This is a genomic window from Vibrio sp. CB1-5 (assembly GCF_059412285.1).
In genome coordinates, this window is record NZ_JBJHPB010000027.1 from 42,575 (window position 1) to 63,960 (window position 21,386).

Sequence of the window (21,386 nt, forward strand, 5' to 3'; positions counted from 1 at the left end):
CTCTTATCTCAGTGAGTAGAGTTTACATCTTTTTAAAGATAAGTGAGCCGTTTGTACCGCCAAAACCGAACGAGTTACACAGTGCGTATTCCATTTCCACTTTGCGCGCAGTATGTGGGACTAGGTCCACATCGATCTCTGGGTCTGGATTATCTAGGTTAATCGTTGGTGGCACGATTTGGTCAACCAAAGACATGATCGTGATGATCGCCTCAGCAGAACCCGCAGCACCAAGAAGGTGACCTGTCATTGATTTTGTTGACGATACCAATACTTTCTTCGAGCCTTCTTCACCAAGTGCACGTTTAATGCCTTTGATTTCAGCCACGTCACCCGCAGGTGTTGACGTACCGTGTGCGTTTACATAGCCAATTTGTTCGCCAGTAAGACCTGCATCACGAAGTGCCGCTTCCATTGCTAGTGCGCCACCAGAACCATCTTCGCTTGGAGATGTCATGTGGTAAGCGTCACCGCTCATACCAAAGCCAACAAGCTCTGCGTAGATCTTAGCACCACGTGCTTTCGCGTGCTCGTACTCTTCCAGTACGATCATACCCGCGCCATCACCTAGTACGAAACCGTCGCGATCCACATCCCAAGGACGTGATGCTTTTTGTGGCTCATCGTTACGAGTCGACAACGCTTTAGCGGCACCAAAGCCAGCCATACCTAGTGGTGTAGACGCCTTCTCAGAACCGCCCGCAACCATAGCTTCCGCATCGCCGTATGCGATCATGCGCGCTGCATGGCCGATGTTATGCAAACCTGTAGTACACGCTGTTGAAATAGCGATGTTAGGACCACGTAACCCAGCAAGAATAGAAAGTTGGCCAGCAACCATGTTTACAATAGTCGAAGGAACAAAGAAAGGACTTACGCGACGAGGGCCTTTCGATACCAACGCTTGATGTCCCGCTTCGATGAGGTCAAGACCGCCAATACCAGAACCAATCGCAACACCGATACGGTGCTGGTTTTCTGGTGTGACTTCTAGACCAGAGTCTTTAAGAGCGTGCATACCTGCCACGATGCCGTACTGGATAAACAAATCCATTTTCTTAGCATCTTTTTTAGACACGTACTCACTGCCGTCAAAGTCTTTAACTAAGCCTGCGAAACGAGTTGAGAAATCGGTTGTATCGAAATGTTCAATATTTACGATACCACTCTTGCCCTCAAGAAGGGCTTTCCATGAAGATTCTACGGTGTTGCCTACCGGTGACAACATACCCATGCCAGTGACAACAACACGACGCTTGGACACGATTTTTTCTCCGGGATATTTGTGATTCTATTTTGAAAGGATAGAAGACGTTTTAAAAAAACACAGGCGGCCATGGTGGCCGCCTAGAAAGAGATATTACTGAGCGCTGTTTACGTAGTCGATAGCAGCTTGAACAGTAGTGATCTTCTCAGCTTCTTCGTCAGGAATCTCAGTGTCGAATTCCTCTTCTAGAGCCATTACTAGCTCAACTGTGTCTAGAGAGTCAGCACCTAGATCGTCAACGAAAGAAGCTTCGTTTTTAACTTCTGCTTCGTCTACACCTAGCTGTTCAACAATGATTTTCTTTACGCGTTCTTCGATGTTGCTCATTTTAATTTTCCTTTACAGATTTCGCTCTATGCGATGTTTCCGTAGTTTATTCGAACTGTTGAAAGTTGCAAGGGGGTCCTTGCTGGTCAAACCACAATTTTAGCGAATTTAACCGAAATTCAGCACATTTTTGACTTAAATCATGCACAAATGTTGCACAGATCAAACCATGTACATGCCACCATTTACGTGAAGAGTCTCACCTGTGATGTATGCCGCTTCTGGCGATGCAAGAAATGCAACAGCTGAAGCGATTTCACGAGGGTCACCCAAACGGCCAGCAGGTACGTTCGCTAGTGTAGCAGCTCGTTGCTCATCATTCAGTGCTTTTGTCATGTCTGTTTCAATAAAACCAGGTGCAACTGTGTTTACTGTTACACCACGTGAAGCCACTTCACGTGCCATAGACTTGGTAAAGCCGATAACGCCTGCTTTTGCCGCTGCGTAGTTTGTTTGACCTGCGTTACCCATAGTACCCACAACAGAGCCTACGTTGATAATACGGCCTTGACGTTTCTTCATCATGCCACGTAGAACGGCTTTAGATAGGCGGAAGATAGACGTTAGGTTAGTGTCCATGATATCCGTCCACTCATCGTCCTTCATACGCATAAGAAGGTTGTCACGAGTGATACCAGCGTTGTTAACTAGAATGTCGATAGCACCGAATTCTTCGTTAATTTGCTTTAGAACGGCTTCGATTGAGTCGGTATCTGTCACGTTAAGTGCTAGACCTTTGCCATTCTCACCTAGATATTCGCTGATTGCTGCTGCGCCGTTCTCTGACGTAGCTGTACCAATTACCTTTGCACCGCGCTCTACCAGTAGCTCAGCGATTGAGCGACCAATACCACGGCTTGCACCTGTTACTAGGGCAATTTTGCCTTCAAGGTTCATCATTATTGGATTCCTTTTTATTTTGCAGCTTCAAGTGACGCAGCGTCGTTGACTGCTGCAGCACTCAATGTCTTCACGATACGCTTAGTTAGACCGGTTAGAACTTTACCTGGACCAAGTTCTAGCAGTTTCTCTACACCTTGCTCGCTCATCTTCTCTACACCTTCAGTCCAGCGAACTGGGCTGTGTAGCTGACGTACAAGTGCGTCTTTAATTTTTGCAGGATCAGTCTCTGCTGCCACATCAACGTTGTTGATAACTGGAACAGATGGCGCGTTGAATTCAATCGCCTCTAGAGCAACGGCTAGCTTCTCTGCTGCTGGTTTCATCAGCGCACAGTGAGAAGGCACCGACACAGGAAGAGGAAGCGCACGTTTCGCACCTGCTTCTTTACACAATGCACCTGCACGCTCAACTGCCGCTTTGTTACCGGCAATGACAACTTGACCTGGTGAGTTGAAGTTGACTGGAGAAACCACTTCACCTTGCGTTGCTTCTTCACACGCTTTAGCAATAGATTCATCATCTAGACCGATGATTGCGTACATAGCGCCAACACCTGCTGGTACGGCTTCTTGCATTAGCTGACCGCGTAGCTCAACAAGCTTAATGGCTTCTTTGAAATCAATAACACCTGCACAAACTAGCGCAGAGTATTCACCTAAGCTGTGGCCTGCAACCAGTGCTGGCTGAGCAAGACCTTGCTCTTGCCATACACGCCAAATTGCAACAGAAGAAGCGAGCAATGCTGGCTGTGTACGGTGTGTCTGATTAAGATCTTCAACAGGACCATTTTGAACCAGTGCCCAAAGGTCGTAACCTAGTGCATCTGATGCTTCTGCAAATGTCGCTTTCACGATCTCATGTTGCTCGCCTAGCTCTGCAAGCATGCCAACTGTTTGTGAACCCTGACCTGGGAACACGATTGCAAAATTACTCATCGTTATTTCCTTAAACAACGCAATCTATGACTTTTATACCGTTTGGTTTGGGCGGAGTTAGAAGCGTACGAGCGCCGAACCCCAAGTAAATCCACCACCAAACGCTTCTAACAACAGGTTTTGTCCACGCTTAATTCGGCCATCACGCACGGCTTCATCGAGTGCGGTCGGTACCGTAGCGGCTGACGTGTTACCGTGACGATCAAGTGTCAGTACAACTTGATCCATCGACATGCCAAGTTTCTTCGCTGTCGCGGCAATAATTCGATAGTTCGCTTGATGAGGCACTAGCCAGTCGAGATCGTCTTTACTCATCCCATTGGCTGCCAGTGTGTCTTTCACCAATTTAGATAGCTGGGTTACCGCTACCTTAAAGACTTCGTTGCCTGACATGTTAAGCCATTTATCTAGCTCACCACCACGTACTGGCATTTCAAGGCTAAGCAAATCGCCAAAGCGGCCATCTGCATAAAGATGTGTCGAGATAATTCCTGGCTCTTCGCTTGCGCCAAGAACCACGGCGCCCGCAGCATCGCCAAACAAAATAATAGTAGAGCGATCAATCTCTTCAACAGTTTTTGATAGACAATCTGAACCGATCACCAATACGTTTTTACACATACCTGAGCGGATATGCTGATCGGCCACTGACAACGCATAAACAAAGCCAGTACATGCTGCCGCCATATCGAATGCAGGGCAACCTTGAATACCAAGTTTTGCTTGAACTTGACACGCAGACGACGGAAACGCGTGGCTGCTGCTTGTTGTGGCAACAATGATCAGATCGATATCGTTTTTATCGATACCTGCCATTTCAATCGCTTTTAGCGACGCTTCATAGCCCATATCCGCGACGGTTTCGTCTTCGGCGGCAATGCGACGCTCTTTAATTCCTGTGCGAGTGACAATCCATTCATCTGTTGTGTCTACCATTTTCTCTAGATCGGCATTGGTGCGGATCTGAGATGGCAGGTAGCTGCCCGTACCTAAAATTTTGCTATACATGAAGACTAATACTGCCTCTCGAGTAACACTGCTTCTAGACGATCGCTTATTTGGTTTGGCACTTGGCGCTTAACCTCGTGAACCGCTTCGCCTATCGCATTAACAAGCGCCGAAATATCAGCGCTTCCGTGGCTTTTTATGACAATGCCGCGCAATCCTAACAAACTTGCCCCGTTATACTGGTCGGGGTTCAGTGCTTTTACTTCACTTAACATGTCAGAAAACAGTAGTCTGGCCAACCATCCCTTGATAGTTGACGTGGCTAATTTGGCTTTGAGTTTGCCCAAGACAAACTGTGCAGTTCCTTCGCAAGCTTTCAGTGTGGTGTTACCAACAAATCCATCGCAAACAATAACATCGGCACAATCGCTCAGTAACTCGTTGCCTTCGACGAATCCAATATAGTTAATGGATGGGCATTGTGTCAGCATTTCTGAGCAACGTTTAACCAGATCATTACCCTTAATTTCTTCGGCACCAATATTGAGAATGGCAACACGAGGGCTACGTCCTAAATGCTGCTGTGCAAGTGCACTGCCCATAACGGCAAATTGGAATAAAGAGTCTGCGTCAACCGACGCGTTTGCGCCTAAGTCTAACATCCAGGTTTTTGCACCGGATTTGGTTGGCAGCGCTGAAACAAGGGCTGGTCTATCAATACCGGGAAGAAGTTTGAGGCGATAGCGTGACAACGCCATTAAAGCGCCAGTATTCCCCCCACTAACACACGCATCTGCATGCTCTGATTCAACCAAATCAAGGGCAATACGCATCGATGTATCGTGACTGTTTCTTAAGGCGAAGGACGGCTTTTCGGAATTCGAAATGACTCGGTCACTATGCATCACCTCAAGACGAGGGCTGCATTGGTAACCTAACTGTTTGAGTTGCGTGTTTATTGACGGCGCGTCGCCGACAAGCACCACTTTTAGCTCTGGGAAATGCGACAGTGCCTGCACGGCGGCAGGCACTGTTACGGAAGGACCGAAGTCCCCGCCCATTGCATCAAGTGCAACGGTTATATTATGCAAAGGTCAACCTTACTTGTTGATAACCTTTTTGCCACGGTAGTAACCGTCAGCAGTCACATTGTGACGTAGGTGAGTTTCACCTGAAGTTGCGTCTACAGATAGTGCAGCTGAAGTTAGCGCATCATGTGAACGACGCATGCCACGCATAGAACGTGACTTCTTGCTTTTTTGTACGGCCATGGACCCTACTCCTATGTTAGTAATTTAAACGTCAGTAACTTTGTTACTCACGCTTTAAGCTCTTTAAAACATCAAATGGATTTGGCTTTTCTTCTGGAACCTCTTCCGGAATATCTCCAAACACCATGTTGTTTGAGTCAACGCTACAGTCTGCTGTATCGTGCATTGCGACTTGAGGCAGGTTTAAGATGAACTCGTCTTCAACTAGTTGTATGAGATCGACCTCACCGTACTCATTAAGATCTACCAAATCATAATCTTCCGGTGCTTCCTCTTCACTCTTCTCACTGTAATAAGGAGTATAAGTGAATTGGACTTCACACAAGTGTGTGAAAATCTCATTACAACGCTGACATTCCAAATCAACTTCGATGTTAGCTTTACCAGAGATAACAACAAGTCGCTGTTCATCATGCCCAAAGGACAATGTCACTTCAGCATCGCGTTTTACGCTACTAACTGACTCGTGCAAACGCTTAAAAAGGCTAACTTGGATGATGCCATCATAGTCGAGTCTTTTTTGTGCCGTCTTACCCGGGTCAACACTTCGCGGTATTTTTACCTTTTGCATAGGGCGCGAATATTATCTTCCAAAACGGATTTAGTCAAAGAAAAAGGCGAAAAAGTTGTACTTTTTTTGCCTACAGATTAAGAATCTATCAATATGTCTAGAAACTGCAATTATGATAGAAAAACTGAACCGAAAATGAAATCCATAAGACTCATTTTAGCCTCAACTTCTCCGTATCGTGCCGAGCTATTGGCAAAGCTAGGTCTACCCTTTGAGGCCATTGCTCCGCAAGTTGATGAAACCGCCCATTCTGATGAGTCAGCCATGCAGCTGGTTCAACGTCTGGCTGAACAAAAAGCACGTGCACTGCAAAACGAGTCCAACGCGCTCGTTATTGGCAGTGACCAAGTCTGTGTTATCGACGGCCAAATTATCGGTAAACCGCTAAATCGCGAAACAGCGATTGCCCAGCTTAGCCAGCAAAGTGGCAAAACCATCCGTTTCTTCACCGGCCTCGCTGTTGTCAATACCAACTCCGGTGAGTGTAACGTCACTGTCGATACCTTCGATGTGACTTTTAGAACACTTAGCCGGGCGCAGATTGAGCGTTACGTTGATCTTGAGCAACCTTATTACTGTGCCGGCAGTTTCAAAAGCGAAGGACTTGGCATTAGCCTATTTAGCGCGTTAGAAGGAAAAGATCCCAACACATTGGTGGGTCTGCCCTTAATCGATTTAGTGAGTATGCTCGATGAACATGGGTTCTCACCTTTAGGATAGTTTCAGCGCTAATTTATCTCAGAGCTCAGAAAAGCGAAGCCAACTCGGCTTCGCTCATCAATGAAACAAACTAACCTCAAGACATCGTCTTAAGCTTATCCAACACCTTTTGAAGCTTAGGCTCCATTTCGGCGTGGATTTCCATTCGCTCTTCTTTACCTGGATGGGTGAAAATAATATTCGCAGCATGCAGGAACAAACGATCCAACCCTGCTTTGGCAGTGTACGCATCAAAGCGGCGATCACCGTAACGGTCGTCCCACGCAATGGGGTGACCTGTATATTGTGTATGAACACGTATTTGGTGAGTACGCCCAGTAATCGGACTTGCCTGAATTAACGTCGCTTGCTCAAAAGCCGTCAGTACTTTGAATCGCGTTTCTGATGACTTACCGTTAGGGTTCACTCTAACAATGCTGTTCACTTCATTTTTAAGAAGTGGCGCTTTGACGACCTTACAGCTTGGCTTCCACTTGCCCATCACCAAAGCATAGTAATACTTCTGTACCGTCTTCTCACGGAACTGAGCTTGAAGATGGCGCAGCGCAGAGCGTTTTTTCGCCACCAATAAAATACCAGACGTGTCGCGGTCGATTCGGTGTACCAGTTCAAGAAAACGAGCCTGTGGTCGCAACGCGCGCAACGCTTCGATAGCGCCAAACTTTAAGCCGCTGCCACCGTGAACGGCCAGTCCAGAAGGTTTATTAAGGATCAGCATGTGATCATCTTCATAGATGATCTGAGATTCCAGCTCAGCAACACGATTTAGGTTGGTATTGAGAGGCGCTTCTTGCTCTTTTTCTTCCAACGTAACAGGCGGGATACGAACCAAATCACCCGGTTGCAATTTGTACTCAGCCTTAACGCGCTTTTTGTTGACCCGCACTTCGCCCTTGCGCACGATTCGATACACAACACTTTTAGGGATGTTCTTAAGTTGGTTACGCAAAAAGTTATCAATGCGTTGACCAGCCATATCGTCATCGATATCGACGAATTGGACTTTTGTTCTAATTTCACTCATTTCGCTATTATAACACTCAAAGTATCAAGAAAAGAACGCTTTCTATTTCCCTATCCAATTCGGAAACTTGTGAACTGTGCCAAAACCGACGAAGTAGTAGTGGCTGGACAAGTTGTGGATAAATTTTAACCAGGATTAGAGCCAATTTCACAACCTTCTAATTTTGGCGATTAAAATCAGTACATTAACCGTACAGAGCGCGCAAAATCTTGGTTTTTTTCTGTGGTTTACACTAAAGCTGATTGCTGATAATTCGTTGCGCTGCTATAGTTCACAGCTGCACTGGGTAATTAGAATCGATTTACCATTTATCGCTATTATCCTTGAGCAATTATATCTTGAGTAGACCGCTTAGTATTGAAACGCAGCAACTGGCATAAGACGTTGATAGCTAAGTCTTCCTTGTCGCCTACTCACGTACTCGTGTTTGAGTAATACCGCTAGATACGCGGATCACACAGCCTCAGCCTTGTGTGATGACTGTAGTGCCCACGAGCATCCCTTCCAGCCGGGAGGCTGCATTAAATAAAGCCATGGGATCAGGCACCGCGAGTTACGAAACCTGTGACAAGAGCAATGATGAAAACAAAGAAAATACAACGAGAATTTCTGTAATGAAAAGAATGTTAATTAACGCAACTCAAAAAGAAGAGTTGCGTGTTGCTTTGGTTGACGGCCAAAAGCTTTTCGATCTTGATATCGAAAGTCCTGGTCATGAGTCAAAAAAAGCAAATATCTACAAAGGACGTATCACTCGAGTTGAGCCTAGCCTAGAGGCCGCTTTCGTTGACTACGGTGCCGAACGCCACGGTTTCCTCCCTCTTAAAGAAATTGCAAAAGAATACTTCCCAGAAGGTTATACCTATCAAGGTCGCCCAAGCATCAAAGATGTATTGAGCGAAGGCCAAGAAGTGATCGTGCAAGTTGAAAAAGAAGAGCGTGGCAGCAAAGGCGCTGCTCTGACAACGTACATCTCTCTAGCAGGTAGCTACTTAGTTCTAATGCCAAACAACCCTCGCGCCGGCGGTATTTCTCGTCGCATCGAAGGTGAAGAGCGTACTGAACTAAAAGCTGCACTGAGTACTCTTGAACTGCCACAAGGTATGGGTCTTATTGTCCGTACTGCAGGCGTTGGTAAGAGTGCAGAGGAACTTGAGTGGGACTTACGTTTCCTACTGAACAACTGGGAAAACATCAAAGGTGCTGCAGACCAAAACCCTGCACCATTTTTGATCCACCAAGAAAGTAACGTGATTGTGCGCGCTCTGCGTGACTATCTACGTCGCGATATCGGTGAAATCCTTATTGATAGCAACACTATCTATGAGCGTGCTCGCCAGCATATCCAATTGGTACGCCCAGACTTCGTTAATCGTGTTAAAAAGTACGACAGCGAAATACCATTGTTCAGCCACTACCAAATTGAAAGCCAAATCGAATCTGCATTCCAACGCGAAGTGCGCCTACCTTCAGGTGGTTCAATTGTTATCGACCCAACAGAGGCACTTACCTCTATCGATATCAACTCAGCGCGCGCAACCAAAGGCAGCGATATCGAAGAGACGGCACTGAATACCAACCTAGAAGCAGCAGATGAAATTGCACGTCAATTGCGTCTTCGTGACCTAGGCGGTCTAGTGGTTATCGACTTCATTGATATGACGCCAGTTCGTCACCAACGTGAAGTTGAAAACCGTCTACGCGAAGCGGTTCGTATTGACCGTGCTCGCGTTCAAATCGGTCGTATCTCTCGCTTTGGCCTACTAGAAATGTCGCGCCAGCGTCTAAGCCCATCGTTGGCTGAAGCGAGCCACCACATCTGTCCGCGTTGTAGCGGTACTGGTGTCGTTCGTGACAACGAATCACTTGCACTTTCTGTATTGCGTCTGATTGAAGAAGAAGCGCTTAAGGACAACACATCGCAGGCTTTAGCGATTGTTCCTGTGCCTATCGCCTCTTATCTACTCAATGAGAAGCGCCGCTCAATTAACCACATCGAGCGTGTTCAAGAAGTGAAGATCACTATCGTTCCTGATTCAGACATGGAAACACCGCACTTTGAGGTGATCCGTGTTCGTGAAGGCGAAGAGCAAGATCTATTGTCTTACCTACTACCTAAGAAGCTTGAAGCTCTGCGTGAAGCAGAAGCAAAAGAAGCTGGCGAGTCAGAGGTTAAGCCACGTAAAGTAGAACAACCTGCACTGCAAGGCTTCGCAACTCCAACGCAAAGCGCTCCAACTCCAGCTCCTAAAGCGCCAGAGAAGAAACCTGCGGTTGAGCCAAAGGTTGAGAAACCGGGTCTGTTCTCACGTATTCTTTCTGCTATTAGTTCACTATTTGCGTCTCCAGAGCCTGAAAAGAAAGAGCCAGAGAAGAAAGAAGATAACAACAAGAATCGCAATAATCGTTCGCGCCGTAACCGCAATAACGATCAGCGTCGTCGTAACAACAAAGAGACTCGTGACAACGATCGCAACAAGAATCGTCGTAACAAGCCTAACCGCGACCGCGATGAAGAAAAAGAAACGCAAAGCAACGCACAAGAGCCGCGCAAACCTCAAAACCGTCGTAACAAGCAGCAAGATCGTCGCAATAAGAAACGTGACGAAGCCGCTAACAACTCGAAGGTAGAAGAACAAGGCAAGCAAATTGCTGCTGACGTTCAAGCTGAGAAGAAAACTCCTCGTGCGGAAGAAAAAACAGCGAAAGTGAAAGAGCGTCGTCAGCGTCGTAAACTCACTAAGCAAGTTCGCGTGAAAGATCAAAACGCGAAGCAAGAAGAGCTCGAAACGCAACAAGAAGCAGCAGTTGTCGCTCAAGCTCCGGTAGAGAAACCTCAAGCTCCAGAAGCGTCAAATGAAGCAAGTGCTAAAGAGGAAGGTAAGCAACGTCGTAACCGTCGTTCACCACGTCACTTGCGTGCAAGTGGTCAACGCCGTCGTCGCGGTCGTGATCGTCGCCCGAACCCATTCCGCCTACGCAAAGGTGGTGTTTCATCACCAGAGATGGCAATGGGTAAAGTGATGCCAAGCTACGGTATTGTGAAACCAAAACCGAAAGCGAAGCCTCAAGCGGAAGTCGTTGAAACGCCAGTTGTAGCAGTAACAGGCATGGCAATGCCAGAAATGGCGATGGGTAAAGTCATCGTTATGCGCAAGCCAGAGCCAGTTGTTGCACTAGAGTCTGTTGAAATGCCAAAAGCTGTAACTGAGCCTGTCGAAACTGCAATCGTTGAATCTGTAACAACTGAAGCACCAGTAGTTGCTGAACCAGTAATCGCAGAAACGCCTAAAGCTGTTGATGCGACTCCAGAAAGCACTCCAGCACCCGTTGCTGAAGCTGAAGTTTCTGTAGAACCTGCAACCGAAGCTGTGGCTCCTTCAGTAGAAGAGCCTGCGGAGCCAAAAGAAGCGGCTACTGCGAAAGCAACGTTTAAAGGTCACGCAAGTGCACCAATGGCGAAAGCGGAAGGCAAGCAAGAGCTTGGTGATATCATCATCAACGCAGCACCTGCTAAAGCAGAACGTTACCAGCCAAAAGGCGCAGGTAGTCAAGTTGCGACTAACTCTGCCTCAGCTGCGATGACCAAACCAAATTACTAACCCATAGCGGTTAGAAATTGACAACAACGAAGGGGCTACCAATGGGTAGCCCTTTTTTATTCTCGAGATCACCTAGTTTATTATTCGGCGCTCCCTAATCTCGACACTATTTCTGCATAACAATTTGTTTCAATATTGAACTTCTGGAGACAATTAGGTAGCATGCCCGACTTTGATTATTTCATTAGTAATGCACCCCACCTATGAGTCAAGGCTCATAGCTCACGACGCTCACTTACTCTTTTTTGCTCGCTGTTAATACAGTTGAAACAGTTTAAATGTCGAATGTGTGCTGGATGAAATGGATGTTAACCCAACAACATAAGTACGATTAATTTCATGTTTGAATTCCCACAGTTTTCTAAACACTCTGTAAAGAATGACGTTTTGTCAGGTCTTACAGTGGCTCTAGCACTGGTACCAGAAGCGGTGGCGTTTGCCTTCGTAGCTGGTGTTGACCCTATGGTTGGCCTTTACGCTGCGTTTATCGTTGGTTTGGTCACCTCTATCTTTGGTGGCCGCCCGGGTATGATTTCCGGTGCAACAGGCGCGATGGCTGTGGTCATGGTTAGCTTGGTTGCGACTCACGGTGTCCAATACCTCTTTGCAGCCATCATGCTTGCTGGTTTGCTGCAAATCAGTGCCGGCCTTTTCAAACTCGGTAAGTTTATCCGTATAGTGCCGCATCCAGTGATGATCGGCTTCGTTAACGGTCTCGCTATTGTTATCTTCCTTGCTCAGCTTGGTCAGTTTAAAGCGCCAGACTTATCTGGAGCACTCACTTGGCTACCACAAGACCAAATGATGCTAATGCTAGGCTTAGTGGCACTGACGATGGGTATCATCCACTTCCTACCAAAAATCACGACAGCGGTACCTTCTTCTCTCGTTGCGATTGTGACAGTGACTCTGCTGGTTCAAGGCTTAGGTCTTGATACGCGTACGGTTGTTGATTTCTTGCGCTCAATGTCTGGTGATGAAGCCGCAACTCTAGCTGGTTCACTTCCAACCTTCTCAATCCCAGCGGTACCACTAACGTGGGAAACGCTGCAGATTATTCTTCCTTACGCGATCATCCTAGCGGCTATTGGCCTTATCGAGTCACTGCTGACACTTACCGTTTTGGATGAAATGACCAATACTCGTGGTCAATCAAACCGTGAATGTGTGGGTCAAGGTCTAGCAAACGTAACATGTTCCGTATTCGGTGCAATGGGTGGTTGTGCGATGATCGGTCAGTCGATGATTAACGTCAACTCAGGTGGTCGTGGTCGTCTATCAGGCATCGTTGCAGCGGTTGCGCTACTGATGTTCATTCTGTTCGCCGCAGCACTGATTGAAATGATCCCGCTTGCTGCGCTTGTAGGTGTGATGTTCATGGTAGTAATTGGCACCTTCGAATGGGCAACATTCAAACTTGCACGCCGTGTGCCTAAGCAAGACTTCTTTGTCATCGTACTAGTGACTGTGGTCACTGTTATGACTGACCTTGCTGTCGCTGTTGCTGTGGGTGTAGTGGTATCTGCACTTATGTTTGCTTGGGAACACGCGAAACACATTTATGCCAGCAGCCGCATAAACGAAGAAGGCTCAAAAGAGTACATGGTGAATGGTCCGATTTTCTTTGGTTCTGCCGCTAACTTCCTAGAGCTGTTCGATGCACCAAACGATCCTCAGGATGTTATCGTCGACTTCGCTAACTCACGAGTGACTGACCACTCAGCAATTGAAGCGATTGAGACGCTGGCTGAACGCTATTCAGCTGTAGGCAAAACCCTACACCTGCGCCACCTAAGCCCAGATTGCCGCAAACTACTCGATAAGGCAGGTAGCTTAGTGGAGATCAACGTGAAAGAAGATCCAAGCTATAAAGTTGCAACGGATGTACTTGCTGGTTAATCAGCAGGCACGACAAAAAGGGGTGGTGACACCCCTTTTTGCTATCTGTAATTTGCCAATTAACTGTACTTTACTGACTATAGTTTGACAGTACTAACGCTCATTCTTATTGAGCGACTTTCACTCGTGCTATTTCATTAGAATTGTCAGCAAACTGGTTTTTCAACTCAGCTTTACTTTTGAAGGTAATGTCCCCACCAGCAGCGACTGACATATGTTGCGGGTCAACATTGTGCTTTGACTGATACAACATGACGGCCTGCATACAAGAGGAGCGTTGTTCCTCAGACAGACGACTCCCCTCTGGCCAGCGACCCGTTTCCGTGGCGTAAAGTAGCCGTTCATATACATCTGGCGTCATTGCAGCCAATAATTGCTCTACATCCATAATAAACCTTCTTGCTCTAAAGATAACAGCTCCGCAATTTTGCGGTTCTGAGAGGTTAATTCATTACTCGAACCATAACGTGATGATACACTGAGTCAAGTTTAGCTAGATAAATCAGTGTATTTGATCACAAGTAGTAACATGAATTTACCCCACTTTTTGCTCGTTCTTTTAAGCGCGTCCCTTTTAACCGGTTGTTTTGAAACTCGCAAGAATACGGATCAATTGTGCGAACAAGAACCCGCATTGAACTGTGCAGTTATGAATACGTCGGATGGCCAGTGCCGGCTCCCAAGAACCAATCTTATTTGGCATCGATACGACATGCTAAGTGAGCCCACAGAGGTAAATTCAGTCAAAGACTACTATTTACTCAAGGAGTACCGTAAGTGTCTAGAGCTTGCTTCACAAATACAGCCTATTGCACAAGCCAATCTCAAAGCACGGCGATTCGATGCACTCATGTTTACAATAAATGAGCAGGCGAGAGTCACTCATTCGCTCAGTGACACTACCTCTCCCGAAACCTTGTATTTTCTTTGGAGTGAAACTGGTGACCACACTGCAAGGCGGCGCTTTCTTGCAATGGAAGGCTCTCCTCAACTGGACACCCCACAGCTTCAGTACGCTTTAGCGACATATTATATATCGCGCGACAAGACGAAGACTTATCAGTTACTCAATCGCTCGCTGGAGTTGTCCCTGGACATCAGCACAGTTAACAATGATGTAATTCAAGCACTCGCTAGCGTCACACAGAGCCTCAACCTACCCGAGCAATCTTACCTATGGGCAATGGTGGCAACTAATTTTGATATTCCTATCGCATCAGAGAATGAACTGCGATTGATGTTCAATCTAAGCGACGACGGCTATGAGCGATTGCAAAAGCAAGCTGACATTGTCACTAAAGCGATTAAAGATGGTGATTACATACCTAGCCTCGCCTTGTAAAAAAAACCTCTAGAAATGGATAGTAAAAAGCCCCAACCAAGTAAACTTGATTGGGGCTTTTGCTAACTCGTCAATGGCAGAGATTAGTGAAGTTTTAGGTTTGGTCTCAACACACGGTTAATACGACCAACCAACATCATGAGACCTGTCTTTAGCATGCCATGTAGCGCCATTTGGTGCATACGATACAACGAAATGTACACCACTCGTGCAATTCTACCCTCAACCATCATCGAGCCCTTGGTTAAGTTACCCATCAAGCTACCCACTGTAGAAAAACGGCTTAACGACACCAAAGAACCATGATCATTGTAAACATATGGCTTAAGCTCACGGTCGTTTAGTTTAGCTACGATGTTACTAAAAGCGCAGCTCGCCATTTGGTGAGCAGCTTGAGCTCGTGGCGGAACAAACTTACCATCTGCTTGAGTACACTGTGCAAGATCACCAATAACGAAAATATCGTCATCACGGGTGGTTTGCAGCGTGTCTTTTACCACTAGCTGGTTGATACGGTTAGTCTCAAGACCGGCAATGTCTTTCATGAAGTCCGGCGCTTTAATACCTGCAGCCCACACCATAATTTGTGCTGGGATATGTTCACCATCTTTGGTGGTTAGACCGGTTGAATCCGCTTGCGTCACCATCGTTGCTGTGCGAACTGTCACGCCAAGTTTAGTCAGCTCAGAGTGCGCTGCACCCGAGATACGTGGCGGAAGTGCTGGTAGAATGCGTTCGCCCGCTTCTACTAAGTTCACGTTCAGTTTGCTTGAATCCAGATCACCAAATCCGTATGTACGTAGTTCTTTAACCGCATTGTGCAACTCAGCAGAGAGCTCAACACCCGTTGCGCCCGCACCAACGATAGCAATATCTACCGTACCCTGACCGTTTTTCGCATGTAATTTCAAAAACTCATTGTTCATCTCAGTACGGAAACGGTGTGCCTGCTCTGGGCTATCCAAGAAGATACAGTTATCACGAACACCCGGAGTGTTGAAATCATTTGAGGTTGAACCAATCGCCAGCACAAGGATGTCATAATCGATATTACGACTAGGCATAAGTAGCTCGCCCTGCTCATCCTTCAGTTCACTTAGCGTGATGTGTTTGTTTTCACGGTCAATCTCTTGAAGGCTGCCCATTTGGAAATCGAAATGATGGTTTTTAGCATGCGCACGATAGCTGAGTGCGTCCACCCCTTCATCCAGGGATCCTGTTGCTACTTCGTGTAGCAATGGCTTCCATAAATGGCTGGCTTTACGATCAACTAGGGTAATATTGGCGCGCCCTTTACGTCCCAATGTACGGCCTAATTTGGTTGCAAGCTCTAATCCGCCTGCGCCACCACCTACTACGACAATATTAGTCACAATGGCTCTCCTAAAAAGTGAAAATTTAAAAATTGAACGTGCCCCGACAAAGTCCAAGCACAAAAATTCTTGTCATTCTGCGTTAACTTAAGCGAATACAGAGTGCCCCTAACGCGTTACATATCTGGTTTCACTTCACATATCGGCACAAAACCGTCTAGTTTCGCAACCTTTGGGCAAGTTTTATTCTTGCTCTCAATTTTTTTTGATATTTATCAAATTTTGTAGAACGGTTTTATTATATAGAGCAAATCAATGTCCGCAACTATTCCGTGGGATTATTTTTGCTTGGTAAATTAAATGGTGATTAAAGCAGCAATTGCCGACACAACAAAAAACGGCCCTACTTTGAGGACCGTTTACAGGCTAAACCTGGAATATGCTTTAGATGTCATGCATTTTTAAAAGCTTTCATCGCTTGCAAATGCTGAGAAATCTTCTTGAACTTGTGGCTCTGAGTTTCATCCCACGTCACGTCGTAATAGTCGCTTAATGCATCAGCTGTTTCCTGATTATCACGAATCTCATCTTCACGAGATAGGACAACCATACATTGCTTCGCATTCTTGGTACGGAACTTCTCCACACACTTAGTAGCGATGTCTTCATACTCTTCAGGACGATCGATACGTCCTTGCATATTAGTCTCTGGATGAAGGTTTGGGTTGAAAATAACCTGCTTAATGCCACACAAAAAGCCAATGCGTTCAGACCAGTAGCCACCGAGTCCAACACCACAAATCAATGGATTGGAATCAGCAGACTCTTGAACTAGCTTGTTGACCTCTTTGAGAAGAAACTGCATGTCATGCTTAGGATGAAGCGTGCTGTAGTTAACGAAGCGCACGTCTTCGTCGATGAATTGCAACTGAAGCACCTTTTCATGGTTGCCTGGGCTTGTTGAGTCAAAGCCGTGAAGATAGATAATCATAGTACCTCTCGATCATTCCTGTAATGGTACGCTTTCCTTAAATCTAACATGAAAGCCATAACTTCAAAGGGGTTAAACGCGTTTTGCTTCGATGGAACTGATAAACAGTGATCTATTCAACAATTTCGCTGATAAATTTGCTCAGCAGTCACCAAAAACTCCGGATTTTTCCATTGTTCGGCGGCAAGTACATACCAAAGCATGGCCATTATTTCGGTATGGGGCTGCCAACTGCGCATATCATGTAGCCACTCATCTACATTATCGATATACCGATATTGCTGATAAAGATTAAGTCCCGTCTCACAATCTAGCCCCAACATATCCGATGTCATGACCAAGTCGAGTGTCGGGGAAGCCATCGCCGCATATTCCCAATCTATCACTACAAGCTGATCGTTGGCGCTCAGTAGATTGTGGCGACCAAAATCGAAATGGCAAAGCACGTTGTCTTTGCACTGAAGCTTAGGTGAGAGGCGGTATTTCTCATACAATGACTTATATCGCCTTTTTAAGGCACTATCGTGAATGTGGGACCAGTAGTGATCAAGTTTGGCGGTGAGATCAAAATCGCGTACTGGCCGAGACGGTTTAATCTCGTGGATCTTAGCTAACTCATTCAATAAGGCATCGACTGGATAATCATCCAGAATAGGTTTTCCTTCACGCCAAGTAACCAATAGGCCTTTGTCACCTTGTGTCACGACACGATTGACTGGAACATGCCTTTCAACGCTGAGTAGCACATTGGCTTCATTGCGCCGATCAATATCAAACACTTGGCAATGCTCACTGTCTGCTCGCCAGACCAACCAACCATAACTCGCGGTAAGAACGCGCCAACAGCGATTCGTTAACCCTCCAGAAAGAGGAAGTGCCCCGAGGGGCACTTCATTAATCAGAGAGGGAATGACCGCAAGACTGGGCGCTGATAGCAGCGCCTGTTTCCATGACTGCATCACTGACTCTTTAATTTTGGCATTACAGACCGAATACCGAGCGAGACTCTTGCTTACGAATTTCGGTCTCGTCTGCCCATTCAATCAGACCAGTTTTTAGATCCATAAGACGCATCGTCATTTTGTAGTACACGTCCTTGTCACTACCCGCTTCCTTTACGATGCTGCTCAGGTTGCCGTATAGCATGTACTGTGCGCCCACCATTTGACCAAATTGAATCGCAGTGCTTTGATTGACAAGCTCGTCGTTGTTTTGGAAGTTAAGCTGTTCACGCACAGACTCTACGCGATCCATATCCACGAAACGGAACTTACCAGAATTAAGCATCTTGGTACTGATCGTGTCAGTAATCGACTCAGTATCGATGTGCTCTGTGGTTTTATTCTTAATACGCTCAACAAACACGATTGGACGGCTATCGCGAGTGATCGCTGCCACCGAACCAGACATCAGCATGCTATCAACCATATCACCAGCAATTTTTTGCAGATCGGTCGAGCCGAAATCGATGGTCGTTGTTTCCGTTGCCTGTGCATCGCCATAGCTGACTTTATTTGAACAACCGCCAAGAATGACAGCTAAACCCAACAAAGCAATAATACTCTTTTTCATTTTGTTTCCTTAGTCTTGCTTACGTTTCCAACTCGTGGAATTTAATCATCAGCTCCGCGCAACTGCACACGGAAATCTTTACCATTTGGATTAACAGACACCTCAGAGAGGGTAATAGTTTCATCACCGCGTAAAATGGCTCTACGCCACGGTGCCTGTTTTGTATTTACTTCCAGCCCTTGTTCATCATACCAATAGAAACGATATTGAATCGTTTGGTCGACTGAGGTCATATTCGATAGCTTTACCACCGCTCTCGGGTGGCCATTGGTATCGACTGTGGAGATGTCATCAATAGAGAACTTATCTCCCATGTTTTCATCACCATAAAGGACCGTTTGAGTCTGGCCTTCAATCTTTATACCCGCTGTCTTGTTAGAGCTACAGCCAACGATTGACAGCATTACACCGATTACTACTAACCACTTTTTCATCACAATCTTCCTAGTTGCTTATGCCAAATGGTGGCGTTACCACCTTGCCTCGAAATCCACACCAAGGCGGTTTGGCGATCTCTTACTTCAAAAGTATAGTCCTGTCCATCAACACTGAGCGTGTGCTCACCAGCTTTTACTATCTCACTGGCCGCATTTACGCGGCTAGGCAAGGTTTGCCAACTGCGGGTATCCGGCTGTTCAGTCAAAGTATTCCAAACATTGAACAGCAAATTCCCTACATTATCCTCATCACCTGTAGAGCTCTTGCGAATCTGATCTTTTGCATATACGCGCAACGCCTGCCTTAACAATATAGAGGGCATGTTCTCAGACAGTTCCTGCTGCGCCATTAAATTTACATCGACCAGTTCATCGCTACCTAAGGGTTTACCATCTAAAACCATCGGCGACAGCTTTGGTGGTACATTGGGCACATAATAAGGCAAAGCGACACTATACAAGGCTGTATTTCCACGACTGTCATAGATGGGCAAAGTCAGGTTCCATGCTTGCATCGCCGCGACAGCTCCCTGCTCTTCAAGCACAATCACTCTGCCTTGGCCTTCATTTAGTCCGGAGCGATCGCCATACTGTTTTCTCAGTTTCGCGAGGTCTTGATTTCGACCAGAACGTTTTGCCACACGAATCGCAGCGTCAATCACCGCGTCATTATCTGGCGCAACAGCTAACGCTCGCGTGTAGTCAATGTAAGCGCCGTTCAAATCGTTCGACGCTTCATAAAGCAGTCCCGATAGATACAATAAATAACCGTTTTGAACTGCTTTGAGTGTGTTACCAGCATCGGGATAGCGGGACAGCGCCGAGCCAAGGTTTGGAGATAATCCTTGCTGCTTTAGCTGCTGCTCTGCCGATTGAAGCTCTTTGGCTCTCGCTTGACGAGCACGCTCTTGAACTCGATTGGCGCGTCTTACCTCAACCAAGGCCCCTTCTAGGTCATTGCTTTGCACATAGTTAAGTCCAAGATACAGGTGCAAAAAGCCCAGTTCATAGTCCGGCGGCGTATATTCCGTGATGTTGTCGTTGATGGCCAGTGCGCCGACACTGGTCGCCGTGTCAGAAATCGAGATCAACGCTTTGTCTTGTTGAACTCGAACGGCCTTATCACTTAACTCTAGGGCGGATTTACTTTGCGGATAGTCGCGGTTCAAGAACTCGACTCTACCTCGTTCAAAGTTATCCAAAATGTTACCCGCCACTGGCTCGACCGGTAATGCAGCCAGAGCCTTGTCATATTGACCCGTTTTTACCGATTGATAAACAATGGTGTTTTGTTGGGTGTAATGACTAAATAAATTGCCGGCTGTAAGCCCGGCGCAGGCAGTCAAGGTTGCCGTGAGCAGAACCGTTGCCGTATGTTTAACGCAGCGTCTTAACATAAATTTTGAATAACATGACTCGTTTGATTGTGAAACTATGACCGCGAAATATCTTGATGGTTGCAAGATCCTAATGGTTGTGGGGCTGTCACCATTAGCCTCAACGGCACTAATGGAGCAATAGGTCTACTTACTCACTGTCAATGTGCAACCTACAGCTCCTTAACCAGCCTGCTGATTATTAACCAACTAAAAGTGGGCCAAGCGGGCGTCCACCCACTAAGTGCATGTGAATATGGTAAACCTCTTGACCACCATAAGCATTACAGTTGACGAGCAGTCGATAGCCATCTTCAGCAATCCCCTCCTCATGAGCGATTTTTTTCGCGACCGTAAACATACGGCCCATCATGGCTTCGTCATCCGCTTCAACATCATTCACGGTTGGGATCAGTTTATTTGGAATAATCAAGATATGGCTTGGCGCACGAGGATTAATATCGCGAAACGCTGTCACTAAGTCATCTTGATACAAAACATCAGCTGGGATTTCTTTACGAATAATTTTGCTAAAAATGGTTTCTTCAGCCATGAAGGTCTCCAATTACTAGATAGGATACGTGTGTGAGTGAATACACTTAATAATAAAGAAAGTATGCACCATGGGCTTAGGGATCACAATTGAAAGCAAACCCAACTAGCTACTTGTTTTTATTATTGTTCAAAACATCGACATGTCGACTCTTTCTTCTGAAGACTGAGGTAACACTTCTTTATAAAACTAACACTTTTGTTGTGTTTTTGATGAGTGCGTCATAAAACGTAGCACTGTTTATTAGATATATTTCAGTTTTTGCTATTTCTAACGATAGAGACATAGCACCAGCTTATTTTTGTTCGCGCGCAGATTGTGCGACAAGTTGGTGA

The 21,386-nt window shown here is 46.2% G+C and carries 21 protein-coding genes; 4 read left to right on the plus strand and 17 right to left on the minus strand.

Going from position 1 to position 21,386, the window contains the following annotated elements; all coding sequences use genetic code 11:
- Positions 1–22: 22 nt before the first annotated feature.
- From fabF to yceD, 8 genes are all read right to left on the minus strand, one after another.
- Complete coding sequence (gene fabF / locus ACJB0T_RS17420; RefSeq protein WP_112460437.1) at positions 23–1,264, minus strand: beta-ketoacyl-ACP synthase II; 1,242 nt, start codon at positions 1,262–1,264, stop codon at positions 23–25.
- 96 nt (positions 1,265–1,360) lie between these two features.
- Positions 1,361–1,594: an acyl carrier protein gene (gene acpP / locus ACJB0T_RS17425; RefSeq protein ID WP_004406112.1), complete on the minus strand. Its 234-nt coding sequence runs from the start codon at positions 1,592–1,594 to the stop codon at positions 1,361–1,363.
- A 162-nt stretch (positions 1,595–1,756) separates the two neighbouring features.
- A complete protein-coding gene (gene fabG, locus ACJB0T_RS17430) occupies positions 1,757–2,491 on the minus strand; it encodes a 3-oxoacyl-ACP reductase FabG (protein ID WP_479292287.1) in 735 nt (244 codons plus the stop codon).
- A gap of 17 nt (positions 2,492–2,508) precedes the next feature.
- Positions 2,509–3,432, minus strand: coding sequence for an ACP S-malonyltransferase (fabD, locus tag ACJB0T_RS17435; protein ID WP_479290765.1), 924 nt, complete (start codon positions 3,430–3,432; stop codon positions 2,509–2,511).
- A 57-nt stretch (positions 3,433–3,489) separates the two neighbouring features.
- Entirely contained in the window at positions 3,490–4,440 is a 951-nt protein-coding gene (locus ACJB0T_RS17440; RefSeq protein WP_479290766.1) for a beta-ketoacyl-ACP synthase III, read from the minus strand.
- A gap of 5 nt (positions 4,441–4,445) precedes the next feature.
- The gene (gene plsX, locus ACJB0T_RS17445) at positions 4,446–5,471 is read right to left on the minus strand and encodes a phosphate acyltransferase PlsX (RefSeq protein ID WP_479290767.1); all 1,026 of its coding nucleotides are present in this window, start codon (positions 5,469–5,471) and stop codon (positions 4,446–4,448) included.
- Between the two features lie 9 nt (positions 5,472–5,480).
- Positions 5,481–5,651: a 50S ribosomal protein L32 gene (gene rpmF, locus ACJB0T_RS17450; protein ID WP_031493499.1), complete on the minus strand. Its 171-nt coding sequence runs from the start codon at positions 5,649–5,651 to the stop codon at positions 5,481–5,483.
- Between the two features lie 43 nt (positions 5,652–5,694).
- Positions 5,695–6,222 carry a 23S rRNA accumulation protein YceD gene (gene yceD / locus ACJB0T_RS17455; protein ID WP_479290768.1) on the minus strand — a complete coding sequence of 176 codons (528 nt, stop codon included), beginning with the start codon at positions 6,220–6,222 and terminating at the stop codon, positions 5,695–5,697.
- Positions 6,223–6,357: 135 nt separating this feature from the next.
- Here yceD and ACJB0T_RS17460 point away from each other — a divergent pair, with 135 nt between their 5' ends.
- Complete coding sequence (locus tag ACJB0T_RS17460; RefSeq protein WP_479290769.1) at positions 6,358–6,942, plus strand: Maf family protein; 585 nt, start codon at positions 6,358–6,360, stop codon at positions 6,940–6,942.
- Positions 6,943–7,018: 76 nt separating this feature from the next.
- Here ACJB0T_RS17460 and rluC read toward each other — a convergent pair whose 3' ends face one another.
- Positions 7,019–7,966, minus strand: a complete 948-nt coding sequence (gene rluC / locus ACJB0T_RS17465; protein ID WP_479290770.1) for a 23S rRNA pseudouridine(955/2504/2580) synthase RluC — start codon at positions 7,964–7,966, stop codon at positions 7,019–7,021.
- Between the two features lie 614 nt (positions 7,967–8,580).
- Between rluC and rne the strand changes: the two genes are divergently transcribed.
- Both rne and ACJB0T_RS17475 read left to right on the plus strand, forming a co-directional pair.
- On the plus strand, positions 8,581–11,568 hold the full coding sequence (gene rne, locus ACJB0T_RS17470) for a ribonuclease E (protein ID WP_479290771.1): 2,988 nt from the start codon (positions 8,581–8,583) through the stop codon (positions 11,566–11,568).
- Between the two features lie 339 nt (positions 11,569–11,907).
- On the plus strand, positions 11,908–13,467 hold the full coding sequence (locus ACJB0T_RS17475; protein WP_479290772.1) for a SulP family inorganic anion transporter: 1,560 nt from the start codon (positions 11,908–11,910) through the stop codon (positions 13,465–13,467).
- 106 nt (positions 13,468–13,573) lie between these two features.
- Here ACJB0T_RS17475 and ACJB0T_RS17480 read toward each other — a convergent pair whose 3' ends face one another.
- Positions 13,574–13,855, minus strand: coding sequence for a YeaC family protein (locus ACJB0T_RS17480; RefSeq protein WP_112460431.1), 282 nt, complete (start codon positions 13,853–13,855; stop codon positions 13,574–13,576).
- Positions 13,856–13,996: 141 nt separating this feature from the next.
- Between ACJB0T_RS17480 and ACJB0T_RS17485 the strand changes: the two genes are divergently transcribed.
- Positions 13,997–14,809: a DUF2989 domain-containing protein gene (locus tag ACJB0T_RS17485; protein WP_479290773.1), complete on the plus strand. Its 813-nt coding sequence runs from the start codon at positions 13,997–13,999 to the stop codon at positions 14,807–14,809.
- Positions 14,810–14,892: 83 nt separating this feature from the next.
- On the opposite strand, the gene ACJB0T_RS17490 is transcribed toward ACJB0T_RS17485, so the two are convergent.
- From ACJB0T_RS17490 to hinT, 7 genes are all read right to left on the minus strand, one after another.
- Positions 14,893–16,182 (minus strand): NAD(P)/FAD-dependent oxidoreductase, encoded by a 1,290-nt coding sequence (locus tag ACJB0T_RS17490; RefSeq protein ID WP_479290774.1) that lies wholly within the window; start codon positions 16,180–16,182, stop codon positions 14,893–14,895.
- Positions 16,183–16,573: 391 nt separating this feature from the next.
- Positions 16,574–17,113: an alpha/beta hydrolase YcfP gene (gene ycfP, locus ACJB0T_RS17495; RefSeq protein WP_479290775.1), complete on the minus strand. Its 540-nt coding sequence runs from the start codon at positions 17,111–17,113 to the stop codon at positions 16,574–16,576.
- A 116-nt stretch (positions 17,114–17,229) separates the two neighbouring features.
- The gene (locus ACJB0T_RS17500) at positions 17,230–18,072 is read right to left on the minus strand and encodes a phosphotransferase (RefSeq protein ID WP_479290776.1); all 843 of its coding nucleotides are present in this window, start codon (positions 18,070–18,072) and stop codon (positions 17,230–17,232) included.
- A 22-nt stretch (positions 18,073–18,094) separates the two neighbouring features.
- The gene (gene lpoB, locus ACJB0T_RS17505; RefSeq protein ID WP_479290777.1) at positions 18,095–18,685 is read right to left on the minus strand and encodes a penicillin-binding protein activator LpoB; all 591 of its coding nucleotides are present in this window, start codon (positions 18,683–18,685) and stop codon (positions 18,095–18,097) included.
- Between the two features lie 41 nt (positions 18,686–18,726).
- On the minus strand, positions 18,727–19,119 hold the full coding sequence (locus ACJB0T_RS17510; protein ID WP_479290778.1) for a YcfL family putative periplasmic lipoprotein: 393 nt from the start codon (positions 19,117–19,119) through the stop codon (positions 18,727–18,729).
- A complete protein-coding gene (locus tag ACJB0T_RS17515; RefSeq protein ID WP_479290779.1) occupies positions 19,119–20,519 on the minus strand; it encodes a COG3014 family protein in 1,401 nt (466 codons plus the stop codon). Before ACJB0T_RS17515 ends, ACJB0T_RS17510 begins: the two co-directional genes overlap by 1 nt.
- Positions 20,520–20,700: 181 nt before the next feature.
- Positions 20,701–21,051, minus strand: a complete 351-nt coding sequence (gene hinT / locus ACJB0T_RS17520) for a purine nucleoside phosphoramidase (RefSeq protein ID WP_479290780.1) — start codon at positions 21,049–21,051, stop codon at positions 20,701–20,703.
- Positions 21,052–21,386: the final 335 nt, after the last annotated feature.

Excerpts from the sequence above, each read along its gene's own strand:
- acpP (WP_004406112.1), bottom strand. The coding sequence starts at position 1,594 with ATGAGCAACATCGAAGAACGCGTAAAGAAAATCATTGTTGAACAGCTA.
- fabG (WP_479292287.1), bottom strand. The coding sequence starts at position 2,491 with ATGAACCTTGAAGGCAAAATTGCCCTAGTAACAGGTGCAAGCCGTGGT.
- fabD (WP_479290765.1), bottom strand. The coding sequence starts at position 3,432 with ATGAGTAATTTTGCAATCGTGTTCCCAGGTCAGGGTTCACAAACAGTT.
- ACJB0T_RS17440 (WP_479290766.1), bottom strand. The coding sequence starts at position 4,440 with ATGTATAGCAAAATTTTAGGTACGGGCAGCTACCTGCCATCTCAGATC.
- rpmF (WP_031493499.1), bottom strand. The coding sequence starts at position 5,651 with ATGGCCGTACAAAAAAGCAAGAAGTCACGTTCTATGCGTGGCATGCGT.
- yceD (WP_479290768.1), bottom strand. The coding sequence starts at position 6,222 with ATGCAAAAGGTAAAAATACCGCGAAGTGTTGACCCGGGTAAGACGGCA.
- ACJB0T_RS17460 (WP_479290769.1), top strand. The coding sequence starts at position 6,358 with ATGAAATCCATAAGACTCATTTTAGCCTCAACTTCTCCGTATCGTGCC.
- rluC (WP_479290770.1), bottom strand. The coding sequence starts at position 7,966 with ATGAGTGAAATTAGAACAAAAGTCCAATTCGTCGATATCGATGACGAT.
- rne (WP_479290771.1), top strand. The coding sequence starts at position 8,581 with ATGAAAAGAATGTTAATTAACGCAACTCAAAAAGAAGAGTTGCGTGTT.
- ACJB0T_RS17475 (WP_479290772.1), top strand. The coding sequence starts at position 11,908 with ATGTTTGAATTCCCACAGTTTTCTAAACACTCTGTAAAGAATGACGTT.
- ACJB0T_RS17480 (WP_112460431.1), bottom strand. The coding sequence starts at position 13,855 with ATGGATGTAGAGCAATTATTGGCTGCAATGACGCCAGATGTATATGAA.
- ACJB0T_RS17485 (WP_479290773.1), top strand. The coding sequence starts at position 13,997 with ATGAATTTACCCCACTTTTTGCTCGTTCTTTTAAGCGCGTCCCTTTTA.
- ycfP (WP_479290775.1), bottom strand. The coding sequence starts at position 17,113 with ATGATTATCTATCTTCACGGCTTTGACTCAACAAGCCCAGGCAACCAT.
- ACJB0T_RS17500 (WP_479290776.1), bottom strand. The coding sequence starts at position 18,072 with ATGCAGTCATGGAAACAGGCGCTGCTATCAGCGCCCAGTCTTGCGGTC.
- lpoB (WP_479290777.1), bottom strand. The coding sequence starts at position 18,685 with ATGAAAAAGAGTATTATTGCTTTGTTGGGTTTAGCTGTCATTCTTGGC.
- ACJB0T_RS17510 (WP_479290778.1), bottom strand. The coding sequence starts at position 19,119 with ATGAAAAAGTGGTTAGTAGTAATCGGTGTAATGCTGTCAATCGTTGGC.
- ACJB0T_RS17515 (WP_479290779.1), bottom strand. The coding sequence starts at position 20,519 with ATGTTAAGACGCTGCGTTAAACATACGGCAACGGTTCTGCTCACGGCA.
- hinT (WP_479290780.1), bottom strand. The coding sequence starts at position 21,051 with ATGGCTGAAGAAACCATTTTTAGCAAAATTATTCGTAAAGAAATCCCA.